General features: G+C 52.7%; 10 protein-coding genes and 1 pseudogene. 6 read left to right on the forward strand and 5 right to left on the reverse strand.

The genetic code is table 11. The features are described 5' to 3' along the window. Positions 1 to 217 precede the first annotated feature (217 nt). Together R0135_RS14255 and R0135_RS14260 are read right to left on the reverse strand one after the other, a co-directional pair. Positions 218 to 649: a hypothetical protein gene (locus R0135_RS14255; RefSeq protein ID WP_407347589.1), complete on the reverse strand. Its 432-nt coding sequence runs from the start codon at positions 647 to 649 to the stop codon at positions 218 to 220. Between the two features lie 25 nt (positions 650 to 674). Beyond that, positions 675 to 1,220 carry a hypothetical protein gene (locus R0135_RS14260; protein WP_407347590.1) on the reverse strand — a complete coding sequence of 182 codons (546 nt, stop codon included), beginning with the start codon at positions 1,218 to 1,220 and terminating at the stop codon, positions 675 to 677. A gap of 172 nt (positions 1,221 to 1,392) precedes the next feature. On the opposite strand from R0135_RS14260, the gene R0135_RS14265 reads away from it, so the two are divergent. Beyond that, entirely contained in the window at positions 1,393 to 2,247 is an 855-nt protein-coding gene (locus R0135_RS14265) for a hypothetical protein (RefSeq protein WP_407347591.1), read from the forward strand. A gap of 1,394 nt (positions 2,248 to 3,641) precedes the next feature. Beyond that, positions 3,642 to 4,385: a hypothetical protein gene (locus R0135_RS14270; RefSeq protein WP_407347592.1), complete on the forward strand. Its 744-nt coding sequence runs from the start codon at positions 3,642 to 3,644 to the stop codon at positions 4,383 to 4,385. 637 nt (positions 4,386 to 5,022) lie between these two features. On the opposite strand, the gene R0135_RS14275 is transcribed toward R0135_RS14270, so the two are convergent. Continuing rightward, positions 5,023 to 5,517: a hypothetical protein gene (locus R0135_RS14275; protein WP_407347593.1), complete on the reverse strand. Its 495-nt coding sequence runs from the start codon at positions 5,515 to 5,517 to the stop codon at positions 5,023 to 5,025. A 338-nt stretch (positions 5,518 to 5,855) separates the two neighbouring features. On the opposite strand from R0135_RS14275, the gene R0135_RS14280 reads away from it, so the two are divergent. Next, positions 5,856 to 6,329, forward strand: a complete 474-nt coding sequence (locus R0135_RS14280; protein WP_407347594.1) for a hypothetical protein — start codon at positions 5,856 to 5,858, stop codon at positions 6,327 to 6,329. Positions 6,330 to 6,551: 222 nt separating this feature from the next. Next, positions 6,552 to 6,781, forward strand: a pseudogene (locus R0135_RS14285) (IS66 family transposase); the annotation flags it as partial. Positions 6,782 to 6,828: 47 nt separating this feature from the next. On the opposite strand, the gene R0135_RS14290 reads toward R0135_RS14285, so the two are convergent. Further along, positions 6,829 to 7,917 carry a choice-of-anchor U domain-containing protein gene (locus tag R0135_RS14290; protein WP_407347595.1) on the reverse strand — a complete coding sequence of 363 codons (1,089 nt, stop codon included), beginning with the start codon at positions 7,915 to 7,917 and terminating at the stop codon, positions 6,829 to 6,831. Between the two features lie 372 nt (positions 7,918 to 8,289). On the opposite strand from R0135_RS14290, the gene R0135_RS14295 reads away from it, so the two are divergent. Both R0135_RS14295 and R0135_RS14300 read left to right on the forward strand, forming a co-directional pair. Then, positions 8,290 to 9,723 (forward strand): IS1182 family transposase, encoded by a 1,434-nt coding sequence (locus tag R0135_RS14295; RefSeq protein WP_407346712.1) that lies wholly within the window; start codon positions 8,290 to 8,292, stop codon positions 9,721 to 9,723. Positions 9,724 to 10,704: 981 nt separating this feature from the next. Next, complete coding sequence (locus tag R0135_RS14300) at positions 10,705 to 10,833, forward strand: PEP-CTERM sorting domain-containing protein (protein WP_407349927.1); 129 nt, start codon at positions 10,705 to 10,707, stop codon at positions 10,831 to 10,833. Positions 10,834 to 11,347: 514 nt separating this feature from the next. On the opposite strand, the gene R0135_RS14305 is transcribed toward R0135_RS14300, so the two are convergent. Beyond that, positions 11,348 to 13,432, reverse strand: coding sequence for a hypothetical protein (locus tag R0135_RS14305; protein WP_407347596.1), 2,085 nt, complete (start codon positions 13,430 to 13,432; stop codon positions 11,348 to 11,350). Between the last annotated feature and the right edge of the window lie 235 nt (positions 13,433 to 13,667).

Raw genomic sequence — 13,667 nt, forward strand, 5'->3', positions numbered from 1 at the left:
GTGAAGAGTCGGTGCGCGTGACCCCTATGCCCGGAATCGAATGGCCAGTGTGGCTATAAGCCTATGAAAAATAGAAAAAATGGTGGGCCCAGTAGGACTTGAACCTACGACCAATCGATTATGAGGGGTGGTGAGAGCGGCTGGTAGTCGCCGGCAAGCACGCGAAACGTAGTACGCGCGTTTCGCCTGCGCACATGGAGAAGAAGGCGGCGCGTACTTACTTGAATCTTACAAACGCCGCACCGGTTCCAGTGAGCTCGGCGTCAGCCTGCAGTTTTGAGTGGATCCGCTTGGCTGTTGGACTGCCGGTAGCTGGGGCTGTGCCGTACCGCGACACCTCAAACACGTAGCCGTCGACTTCAGTCCCGTCGAGTTTTCGTCCAACAGCAGGTTTCGCTACCGCAGTTATCGTGTCAGTGTCGACGGCTCCCCACATAACTTCGCCGCTGTAGCTCGGGTAGTTGGTTGATCCCCGTGCGAGTTCGCCGCTGGGGATCTCCGCGGACATAGCGTCAACCAGCATCCGATCAACTACCGCGATGGGTAAGGCGTATACGTTCCCTCCGTTTTTGCCAACGGAGGTTACTGTGCTGCCCGTGCAAGCTGTGATCAGTGTTAGCGCCGCGATCGCGATGAGCGTGTTTTTCATATAGTGTGCCCCCTTTGAGTTCAGGCTAGTCGCAGTATGCCCGCATATCGTGCAGCGCCGAGTCGATCTCCTGTGCCGTTCCTCCAGTCGAAAGGCGCTGGCGAGCGGCTTTGCACTTTTGTGCAATATCAAGGCGATGATCCTCATGTGCGTCGGTGTTGTCTTTTACGCAGTGCACCGCAGAGACCGGCCTCAAATTAGCGTGCTTGCCATCCTGCTCCAGCGCTGCGCAATGGCCGATCGCGAGGTCAGGGCGCTTTATGGCAACCGACATCGTTTGATCATCGTCCATCAATAGTGTGTAAAGATAGACGCGGCGATCACCCTCAAGAATCGATGTAATGGCGAATCCGGCTGTTGCCCCGCCAAGTGCTCCAGAGAAGCTGTCTTCGACTACGGCACCAATTACGCCACCAATGATCGCGTTGCGCGCAACCGCAGATTCTTTGGTGGTGACCTCTACCCCCGTGATGCTTCCATAGCGTACAGACATAGACGACTGTGCCTCGACATTCGTGCTCAGAGTCACGAAGCTGACAACACAGATTAGTGAAAGTAATAAGTCGCGCATAGAGTACCCGCGTGTAGTTTGCTTTTTGGACGCGATGTTTCTCAAGTTAGCAGAGTGAGTAGTTAGCGGCAAGAGACAGCCTCCTCCGTGTACAAAAGATTTTGTATATCGCCCCGCAGGTACTGCTGTACGCTTACGTTATGAGAGAGTGATGTGGTCAAGGAGATCATTGATGCGTAAAAAGTACTGCAGTCTAATTCTTCTTCCCTGGCTATTGAGTGCGGGGAATGTCGCGGCTAACGAGGAGATGCTCTTCGTTCCGGTGGATCCTTGTCGCGTCGCAGATACGCGCAAATCCAGCGAGGGCGTTATTCGCCAGGATACCTTTCGCAATTTCAAGATCTCCGGCTCCGCTGCGGATTTAGCGAACCAGGGTGGTGAAGTTTCCTGCGAACACCCAAGACAGTCCAGCGATCTCGAACCGCTTGCTGTAGCTGCCTACGTGATTTCCGTGCGCGCACCGAGTTCTTCTGGCAATGGCGCCTTATCGGCGTATCCGTCCGACCAGGATGCGCCGCCCCGTGGTTCCGGCTCGATTCTCAACTTCACCGAAGTCGCCAATATCGGAAACACAACGATTGCTCGCGTATGCAGTGGAAACCAGTGCCCCGATGCTGGCACCTTGGCGGTGCTCTCTCGCAACTCCGATCGTGATGTGGTTATTGACGTACAGGGGTACTTCTATTCGGCCCTTGATCGTGGCTCGTGCTCGCAGACAGATCTGGCCGGAACCTGGACGACCTATGTGGCAGAAACATTGACGGCATCTGCTGCGTGCACGCTTGAGGTTTCTGAAACCGGCGATGTCTTGTCGGGTTCCTGTGACGGGTCGGATGGTATGCAGAGCATCACGGGCGGAACGCTCGCTATCAGTCAGGAGTGCGCGGTTTCAGGTAGTTACTTTGTCGATCAGCGCGAAAGCGAGATTCAAAGCGCCACTCTCTCTTCCGATAGAAACCTATTAACCGGAATCCTAACTGAAACTTCTGGGAATCTGACGCGCTTGTTCACAGCGACTCGGCGTTAAGCCCAAAAGTGTAACCCCCAAAGTGTGACCTCCAACCCAGAATCGATTGGTCAGTGAATCTATAACGCTATGATTTTTATAAAAAATGGTGGGCCCAGTAGGACTTGAACCTACGACCAATCGATTATGAGCATGGCTGAGAGGGTCGCATCCGCCGCAGCAAGGTGAAGAAAACTAAGCCGTTTTTTCGATGCCAAAACCCCGGAAGTGCCGAAACCGAACCTATCCCGAACCCGATGTGACAGTGGGGGAGGGGAGCAAATCCACAAGCTGAAGAAACGTAACGACTTTCGCCGTACCGAACACCGAACGATTCCCGAACTGCTCCAAGGCAGCGGATTCGATGGGAGCAAGGTCGGAGGAAGGTCAGGCCACTTTCTCGAGCCATCCTCGACGAACGCAATAAGTTACAAACTGATAAGGATGAGCGGCTGATGCGGTACCATGCTGGTGCCCGCGAGCGGCAGTCGATAATTGGTTGAGGTCAGCAAGTCCTCCATGTGACTTTATTGTTGTTTCCATTTTGCGCCATGTATTTTCGTTGTGAGCGGCCATGCTTCGAGGTCGGCTCGCGATTCGATAGGTCCCGGCGTAGTCGTCGACAGTTTTCTTCGCCCTACAAAGTCTCTGTTGTGTAGTGCGCGGCATATTTCCGGATGGACGGCCTGATGCGGGACCTTTTGTAGACGACAAATTCGCCTCGCGAAGTGCATCATCAAGAGTTTGCATGAACTTCCTGCGTCTCCAAGGATTCAACCGCGCGTGTATTCTGGCGAAGTTCAACCCGACGAATACAAGCGTGACAACAACGACCGCGAGACCGATCAGTTCAGAGAAGGTTTTCCATTCCACAGACACGCGCATCGCACGGATCTAGACCATTTTTGACCTGGCCCCGATTAAGCGACCTCAGAGGTGCTCTTCACACGGGGTAAATCCATCCACTGGCATGTCTATGATTATTGGCAAGGCCGCCCGCGATCGGGGCTGGACACAGGCCGAGAGCCGTCAATTCGGTATATGATTCCAGCCTCGCTGAGTTGACGCGATCGTAACGGCGAGAGTTTATGTCGGGTCGAGCAGGCTCTGGCTTACATCAGCTGAATTCAATCATCTCTAGAGGAAAGAAATAATGGCGGCATGCGGATGTGGAAGATCTCTAACAGGAAATTGTGTTGGATGGCACAACCTGACTGAAGAGGAATACCAGGAGAAAAAGAACCAGTACGAAGCGAGTCAGGCACAGGCGAATGAACAGCGTCCAGACAATGACTGATTCTGCGAATGTGATTCACGAGTAAAAATGCGCCACGGCGCCGATGTTTGGTCTCAGTAAAAGGCGACAGACGGAGTCGTGACAATCTTCTCTACAGCATATATCTGAGTGCGAATCTATGATTCTACGGCGAGTGATCGATGCAATACGCGAACAGAGCTGGTTAACCGTTTCGGTCGAGTTAGCACTGGTGGCGGTCGGTGTGTTGATTGCCCTGCAGGCAGACAACTGGAACCGTGAGCGCGGCTTCAGAGAGCTCGAAATACAGTACCTAGAGCGCCTGTACGACGACATGCAGGACAGTCTGAGACAACAGCTAAACTACCGTGAATGGAACAGCGATCAACTGTCAGCGCAGCAGGTCGTCATAACTGCGTTGCGCCGCGGAACGCTGCTAGAGGACGAGCGTCCCGACTTCCAGCGTGGACTTGCATACGTGGGTGACGTAAACGCACCATCGCGTCAGTGGGGCACCGTCGAAGAACTGAAGTCCACAGGCAATCTTGCCATCATCAGGGATATCGAATTGCGCAAGATGCTGGCGCGCACGGACGCGGACTATCTCCGCGTGCGACAGTTCCTAGCCAAGAAGGAACGGGGCATCGTTGCCATCCAAGTGGAACTGCAAAAGCACTTCGCACCACGTTTTAAATTTGGTTTCGACAATCTCGAGAATTTATCCCTTGATTACGATTTCGATGCGCTTTCCTCTGATCGCGAGTTTCAGAACCTCTTAAGCCATGCTGACCTTTCCTCGCAGACGATCGACGGGTTTTTTGCAATTTTGATCGAGAGAACTCGAGCACTCCGCGATCGTATCGGGGTCTTGCTGGGGAAGCCGCCGGCGGCCTCCGCGGATTAATGGACTGAGATTCAACATTTTTTTCCTGCCGAGTGTCGGATCATCCACGGCCCAGAAAAACCCGGCCGATTGATCAGTCCAAGGCAGGTCAAGGATGAATCTCAGCGTTGCAACGCAAACATAGATTTAGGCGTGACCGAGCTAGTCGTGTGTGGTGGAGGGTAAGAAATTTTGAGACCGACGCATCGAATTACGGGAAAGCAGATTGGTTGACCAACCAATGATGAGTGACAGAGCATAGGTTGCGGGAAGGGCTTGGCGCGTCGGCCCTCAGTCACACTGGAAAGTTTCTTCTCCCAGTGGTTTACATTGAGGCGGGAAACCATGTTTTTGCCAATAAGCCTGTAAATTTGCGTCGTGCATCGCCTGATATCTCGCCGGCGATTTCCTTAAGCCTGGGTAGCTGACTGCCCACCACCAACCAGGGCCCGCTTTCACCTGCGGTTTCAACTGGTCGCTGCAACACAAGCGGCAAAACGATCAGCCGGGGTTTCGCAGACTAACGATAAAGACTGCTCTCGGAGCATCAAAAGTGAGCAGGCAAGCGCCGTTTTCAGACTGATCTGCATCAGTCGGTGCAGATTTGGCGTTCTGAAGCGCCGCCTGTGTCTCTCGCGAACAGTGATGTCGGTCTGGCTTAATTGCTCTTCGATGGCAAATAAGAGTTAATCTCGGCAACGAACTCGGGCGTAAACGCATCTCCGGCCCCCACCTCAGCCTCCCAGATAGACTTTGGCAGCCCCGTCTCAACGGTTCCGGCGATGCGCGAGCGGACGCTCTGCCAAATGTCCTCTTCTAGTAGGCCATTTCGGTACATAAAGTAGGAAGCTTCCGCTCGGCGAATAAATGAGCGATAGACCATCAAAACCCTGTACCTCTCGACATCAGACAGATCTCCACGCGTGGTGCTAGGCTGCTGGGCTTTGATTAGTGCCTCCAGCGTTTTATCTGACAAGGTGGCTGTCCATTCGCTGGTGTAGGCAAATGAGTTTCTATTTTCGGCAGCGGCCGTGGCTCGCAGCAGTCCAGAGTTCTCCTTAACCTCTACAACCAGAACCAGCAGCGTAATCACGATAGCTCCTGCTGAGATAATCTCCGCAAAAGCTGCGATGTTTTGGATTTTCTGGCTCATTTGTGATTCCTCACAGTTCGGGCTGGCGACACAGTGTCTGTCATGGTGACACTGATGGAAAGGACACTTCGGAACTAGGCGGACGCCCAGGAAAACTCCTCGAAAGCAGCCGTTAGAGTCATCGGGTTCTGCCTAGAGTAAAAGACCGCCTTGAGGTGTTCTGAGACCTCGGCAGGGGCCGCTTTCGCCTATTTTGAGACGTTCGGTTCGGGCCAAGCGCGGTAAAAGCTTCCGACCCGAAGCGGCAGTCGCTCCATATCAAATTGAAATGGTAGAGTTCTCATAGATTTGTTGGTCTCGTATCATTCTTCTGCAGAGCTCATGGAACAAACAGGGTCATGAATACAAAAAAAGGTGGAGCATTGAAGCTGTCCGTGGAGGCCGGAAGTGCGCTGGCGGTGCTACTAGGCTTGGTGTTTGTTGGCCTTGAACTCCGACAGAACACCGCGGCCGTCGAGGCTGCAACATTCCAAGCGATTACCGATGCATCAAGTGGATCGCTTTTGGCGCGCGCATCCAGCGATGAGCTTATGCGGATATCTTTAAAGGCGGATACCGATTTCGATGGATTAACAGAGGAGGAGCGGTACAGGTTGTTTTATCTGGACCGGTCTAACTGGGTCCGGTACCAAAACGCCTATTCTCAGTGGCAACGCGGCACTCTGACCGACGAAGATTGGCAACTCTACAGTGCAGTTGTTTGTGACGAGGAATCCAGTTGGAAAGAGCGGTTCGAAAATCATCGAATTATTCTTTCGCAGGGGCTTCAATCGTATGTTGATGCCTGTTTGGCGGCATATTCGTCTGAATGATGAGTGAAAACTCAGACAATATCGGCGGCTGAACGTGGCCGATAGCTGCCATAGTTCCGGTTCATCTGACCGGCGCCTAAGGTCTCCTTTGAGGTGTTAGGGGAAGTTCCGTGGCCGTCCGCTACCGCCTGAGGCTGTGTGAAAACTCCCGATGAAAAGTAGAATGCAGCTTTACAGCACGAGGGCGATCTACCACAGCGTAAAACACCGGGATGCGTGCCGCGTTATCTCGAGAATGGCGAATTTCCGATAGACGACAACTGGATCGAGAATCAAATCAGGCTCTGGGGAGTAAGAGCTGGCTATTCGCGGGATCGCAGCGGAGTGGTCAGCGCACCGCAAACGTCATGAGCCTGACCCAGAGCGCAAAGTTCAACGGCCTTGATCCGCAGGTAGGCCTGCGGGATGCGCTGGAGCGCCTGCCGACCACGAAACAGTCTGGCATCGGATAAAAAGCCCCACGGTTTCACGCAGGGCTTCAGCGAGCTGCCGCTGAATTTTAAGCATGCTCACGCAGGTGGTTTACACCTAGCAAGCCAGCAAGGCCGCCAAGAATCCACAATGCCCACAATGGTAAAGCTGGGATTGCAGTAGGGCTTACAGAGGCTGCAGCAGCCGGGACAGCAAGTGCGACCGGATCTTGGATAACCCCAGCGGTCGCATCCTGATCAAGAGCGCCATTGTCTGTAACGGTATAGATCACAGTTGTAGCACCAAACGTCGCTGTTGTGATTTCCGTCCAAGCAGAACCGGACACTTTGTATGCCTTTGTACCCGCCGGAATGTTGGTGCCTAGATCAATCGTAACGGTCAAAGAGCTGCCCGACGACACATTGGCCGCAAAACTGAATGCTCCAACAACGCTTTCAACCAAACCCGCTGGAGGTGTTTCCGACACCGGAGCGAACGAAGTGAGCGAACCGGAACCACTGGGAATCGACACTGTTGAACCACCGCCACTCATCTGAAGCCTTGCAGGGGTCACTGCGTTACTCGCAGACGAGCCTGCGCCACTACCCGCACTGTTCGTCGCCGCCACAGTAAAGGTGTATTCAGTTAGGTTTGTGAGGCCAGTGACCGTACAAGAAGTTGTGGAGCCATCGGGCGTGGCACAGCTTCCGTTAGGGCTACCCGTCACTGTATAGCTCGTAATCGCCGCACCGCCATCATCTGACGGTTGAGTCCAACTCACCGTCGCCTGCGCGTCGCCTGCAGTGGCAGAAACGCCGGTTGGAGCACCCGGCGTCGTGGCCGCGGCAACGACTGTAATAGTCAACAAGGCACCACCGGTCCAAGTCACCGTTCCGGTCCCAATTCCGGCCGAGGTGGCGACTACCTGAAAAATAGTGTCTGCACCGTTTGCAATAAACGCGAAAGTCCCGCGATCAACCATCTCTGTTACATCAGCTGAGGTACAGGTAGCCTGTGTATCAGAGATATTTAGCGTGTCACCCACTTGTAGAGTGACATCCAGACTGCCTGGACCACAAATATCCGTCTCTGCCGAATAATCGTATGTGGCGGCATTCGCGCTTCCAATGGCTGAAAAACTTACGACAAAGGCAACGATATAATTACAAAGTTTCAAAGTGACTTCCTAAATTAATTTGACCGAACCCAATAAGTTGGGGCGTTACTGTCGATTGGTTCAGACGCTTTATTCACTTTTTCTCGTCGAGGAAAGTTGAATTCAGAGCGCTTCAGCATGAATCATGTCAGTCGGGTGAAACCGTACCCTGCAGACGCTTCACGGCTACATATTACCATTCGTTGTAAAAAATTATAAATTTTATAACCTTGAATTATATAGGGTGAAGCCCAACCAAGAATTGGATTAACCAGCGCCCGAATGACCGCCTTGAGGTGTTTTGAGACACTGCTAGGGGCCGCTTCCGCCTCAGACTGTGTGAAAACTCTTCGACGAGATATGATCTGACTTTCTCGCTGAAGAGTTGCTGCCATGAGTGGATTCATCGAGGGCGAAAGCCGATCACAGGCGACGCTGTTCCCTGAACGCATTGATGATTACATCGCAGAAGAGAACGCGGTTCGCGTTATCGACGTGTTCGTCAATGATTTAGATCTTTCCGGTTTGGGTTTCAAAACAGTGCCCGCAGTCACAGGTCGGCCCGCTTACCACCCGGCCATGATGTTGAAGCTCTATATCTACGGCTACCTCAATCGCATCCAGTCTTCCCGGCGATTGGAGCGTGAAGTCGGGCGTAATGTGGAGCTGATGTGGCTGACCGGCAGACTGACGCCGGACTTCAAAACCATTGCTGACTTTCGCAAGAATAACGGCGAAGCGATTCGTCTGGTGTGCCGGGAGTTCGTCATGCTGTGCCGCAAGCTCAATTTGTTTAGCGATGCCTTTGTGGCCATTGATGGCAGCAAGTTCAAAGCGGTGAACAACCGTAATCGCAACTTCAGCAAAGCCAAGATCAAGAAACGCCTGGAGCAGATCGATGACAGCATTGCCCGCTATCTGGGGCAGATCGCCAGCGCCGACCGGCGCGATAGTGAAGCAAGTCATACCAAGACCGATCGACTGGAACATAAAATCGCAGCCCTTAAAGAGGAGATTCAGGCACTAAAAAAGCTGGAGGTCCGGATGCTGGCAACACCGGACCAACAAATCTCCCTGACTGATCCCGACGCCCGGGTGATGTCCACCGCAGCGCGCAGCAAAGCGATTGTCGGCTACAACGTACAGGCCGCTGTCGACACCGAGCACCACTTGATCGTGGCGCACGAAGTGACGAACATCGGCCACGATCGCTCGCAACTGGCTAACATGGCAATCCAAGCCAAAGAAGCGCTCGACAGCGAAGACCTGTCAGTGCTGGCGGACCGTGGTTACTTTAGTGGGGCTGAGATACTGGCTTGTGCGAACGCGGGCATTACGGCCTACGTGCCCAAGACCCAAACCTCGAACAACCAGGCGAAAGGATTATTTGATCGAGCAGACTTTGTTTATCGGCCGGAAGATGACGAGTACGAATGCCCGGCGGGCCAACGATTGATCTATCGGTTCACGGATGACTCCACAGATAAAGCGATGCGTCGTTACTGGTCGTCAGCCTGTCCACAATGCGAGTTAAGACCAAAGTGCACGACGGGCAAGCAGCGCCGCATGGGTCGCTGGGAACATGAAGAAATATTAGAGGCCATGGAAGATCGGGTGGACCGACTGTCGAACTGCATGCGCATTCGCGGCAGCACAGTGGAACATCCCTTTGGCACGATCAAATCCTGGCTCGGGCCGACGCACTTCCAGATGAAGACGCTCAAACACGTCAGCACGGAGATGAGCCTGCATGTCCTGTCCTACAATCTCAAACGGATGTTGCAGATGTTTGGGGTTGTGCCGCTGATGGCAGCGATAAGAGGCTAAGCAGCCTCATTTTGCTTCTCGAAACCCATGATCTGAGGCCGCGTGTGCGCGATCCTGAGCGACGCACTTTGAAACCCCAATAATTGCCAAGGAAATCTACGATGCTGCAAGGGCTGCTCATTGAGTCGAGCGGATCTGCTGTGCGCAGTAAATCAGTGCGAGAAGTGGCGAAGCGAGTTTTGACACAGTCTGACCTCAAGGCGGTCATTGACCCAGCTGATGCCGTTGGCACTTGTGAGATGTGAGTTGTGAAAAAGAAGCACTCTTGGCTGTCGAGTAACCTAACCATTGGGGAAACCAAGTGGAGGCATCACCACTTCTCGCTGTGTCAGTTAACCGCAGATGCGTCTCACTGTGTCGCCTAACCCCCAGAAAAGTGTCAGATTTTTTTACACTTTGCCTAACGTTCACCATATAGAACTTAGTCTTGCTATACGCAAAATTTTGATGTACCAATTTTTTTATTTGTTGGTATATTTTTTGCTTATGGGTTGATAATAGAAAGCGCTATGCTGGCGTAGCGCTCAAATCAATCTCGAGAGGGTCATAATAAAGATTAACAACACTGTATCTCGGTTTAAACCTCTAGCTGCTGTTGCAGCCTACATAGCGCTGACGTCCACTATAGCTTTGCCAGTAAATGCTTTGCCAATCACTTTCTCAGATGGAGATACAGCAGTAATCAACTTTGATGCCGGTGCAAGCAGCCCGTTTACGTCACTTAGGAGTGCGTCAATTGCCCTTCTTGGAGGGCTCGGGCCGGGATCATTTGTTTATGATTTCTTCGGCGGCCTAAATGCTACTGGAAATTTACTCGGGGCCAATCTCCCTGATTATCTTCCCAGCCTCAGCGTGTATGGTAGCGCTGATTTTTTGGATGGCGTTTTTTCTGTAGCGCTTAGTGCGGTTTCCGACGTAGAGTTGAGGGGGTATGATTTCGAGTTTAGCACCGTCCAAGATACTTCGGTTCCCACTGTGTCGGTGTCGGGCAGTGAGGGGCAGGATTTGCGAGATATATCTACCCCCACAACCGTCCCTACCCCCACGACCCTAGCTCTCTTCGGCCTTGGCGTCGCTGGTCTTGGCTGGAAGCGTTGCAAGAAAGCATAAACAGCGCGATCTTCCACCCAAGCCGGTCTTTCATTGATGGAGATAGCACCGGGATTACCACCAAGACCGTCATCTTTGAGGGTGGATTTTCGGGAGCGACGGATATGCCGCTTTGAACGTAGTTATTCCTGGAGCTCGTTTTTGACCGCCTTACTTGCTTTGTGCTTATCCCAGATCTTAGATTGCTGTTCCTCGATATACTTTCGATGAATTCCTCGGGGCGTATCGCAACGCCCCTAGTTTTAGGGAGAATAACAGGGCGTTGCGTTAAGCGGTTGAATTCGCATCTAGAAGGGAGCTTGCGGTTTGTTAGGCCCCCAAGATGCCACACTCCCCTAAGATTCCTATGACACCAGGTGATCTGACGCACCAAATAGTTCAGGTTTCTGTCGGTCTTCCTCCGCTTCTGGACTCCTTCTGCGTATATCGCGACTCAATATCTCTCGCTTACCGCCGGCGTGCCGGTTCGACTCCGGCTTCCGGCGCCATCAATGTAAAACGCTCAGGAGCGTAATTATCGTCCTGAGATAATAATGTTTCCGCTCGTTAGGTCGATCGCATCCAATTTGTAGCGTTCAGCTAACGACGGCCGTGAGCAACCGAATATTTGTATGCCGAATTTATCAACTTCACCCTTTCTCGTTCCATCCCAGGCATCAACTACGAAGGTGCAAGTCATTACCGTATTTTTTTCCCGGAGCTGTCCATTTCCCTGAAATCGGCCACGGGGCTCTCCCGTAACTACTAGCCACTCCAGGCTGGTACTACGGAACTTTAGGTCACCATCATGAAATTGAAACTGCAAATTTCCGTCAGGGCTGGTCCTGCCTTTGAGGTACTTCGAGATGAACGCAAACCGGGCGGGCCCCGCTGCTGTAGCGTCGGCCAAATCCGCCCCCGGCGGCGATGCAATGGACCCGCTACCTGAGACAAAACCTGCTGACGGGTCGTAGACTACAAAAGACTTACAACTGAAACGGCTGATGTTCCCGGTATAATCAGTACCGCGGACACACATTTCATAGAGCCCGGGCCCGGGATCGTCAGGTATGGATTCCCAAAACAACTGCCCCTCGACTTTTTCGCTTGTAGAGTCAAAAAATCCTGGATGACCGTCCTCGTCTACCGGGCAGAGGCTTTCCGTGTTATAGCACACGTTGTTGTCGCCTACGCCCGAGTAAACGACGCCGTTAATGCCACGGATCTCAAATTCAGCGGATACAATATTTGAGCGACCGGTGTCTGCATCGGTGATCGCGGCCGACAGGGTTAACCACTCATTGACTGCTACCGGGTCGTTACCTATAACGATCTCAGTCACCAATGGAGCGTCTAGCTCGAACGAATAAGCGGCGCCGGAGTCAGTACCTGCGCTATCGTTCCGAGGCGATCCCGCTAAGGCAGTACTATTAGAAATGGCGACCGAAACGCCAAATAGATCAAAGCTGTCGGTGTCAGTAGGTAGTAGCCTGAATTGCTGCCGCCATGTACTTTCCGCGCGTTCAAAGGCGTATGCAGCCCCGTTAAGACCGTAGATTCCAGTAGTTGCTCCCGGCGCGCCCACAATCAGCGTGTCCTTGGTTGCGGCAACACTGTACCCGAACAGTAGTCTGCTGGTGCGGTCTGATGCCGTTAACCTGGCCACCTGATTCCAGGCTGTTTCGCTCCGTTCGAACACGTACGCTGAACCGTAGGGTCGGCCGTTTCGCTCATCACGATCGCTTCGTGCGCCTATCAAAATTGTATCGGCGAAAATGGCAACAGAAAAACCAAAGGCATCGTCTGATTGGCGATCATCAGCAAACAGTCTTGTGTTTTGAACCCAGGGGGAGATTAGAGCGTCGCTACGATTAAATACATAGGCGCTTCCACATGAAAATCTACATCCACTGGCGGTGCCGTCGGCATTGCGGATGTCACCGTCGAGATAGGACCCAACCACTAGCGTATCTTCGAATAGTGCGACGGAGTTTCCAAAATTTACCGTATTCCCTGTCGAAGGCACGCCTACTATTTTTTGCTGCTGGACCCACCCCGATTCACCTTTGACGTAGACATAGACGCTTCCCTGATCAGTGACATCAACATCGTCGAGCCGTGCCCCAACGATAACAGTGTCATCGTATACTGCGACAGAGCCGCCAAAAGAGTCTAGCGTGGCTACGTCTCCAGCTTTGAGCTGCGTTCCGGAATCCCAGTCTGAATCGTGCCTCTCGAAAACATATGCGACGTTCTTGCTGCTTTGCCCCACAACTATCGTATTCTGATGGATTGCAACCTGCTCTCCCCACTTTTCGTTAGGTGCGCCGTCGGGGTTAATTAACTTTGTCTGTTGGGCCCAGCCACCGTTCTCACGAACAAAGATATAGACTGAGCCGGCCTGGTCTCCCCACTCGTTGTTGTCCGCCGGAACGCCAAGTGCCATGGTATCGCCAGATATCGCGACGACTCCACCAAACCTTTGTTGATCATAAGGGGTAGGTGCGAAGAGTTTTTCGAACTCGGTCAACGTCTGCGCGGACAACGGTCCCGCATTCATTTGCACCGACGCAAACGCGAGACATAACAAGCCAGACCTGATCCATGAGCCCGATTTCATACCTTATATTCCTTGTTCAAATGTGGAGGCTTACGAATCTAAGGCGATCAAGCTATCAGTGTTTACCGCGATCAACCAGTGTTAATTTGGCTTTGTCAGAGATCTGAGTCGGTTGAGCTATATGGGAATCCACGCCTATCGCGTTATGCTCGAGGAAACTTTCAAGATAATGTGGTCTTAGAGTGTCAGAGCCTGTGGCGTTTGCCACTGGGACGAGGTGGGTCATTAATGGCTA

This window comes from Congregibacter variabilis, from assembly GCF_045689235.1.
GTDB lineage: Bacteria > Pseudomonadota > Gammaproteobacteria > Pseudomonadales > Halieaceae > Congregibacter > Congregibacter variabilis.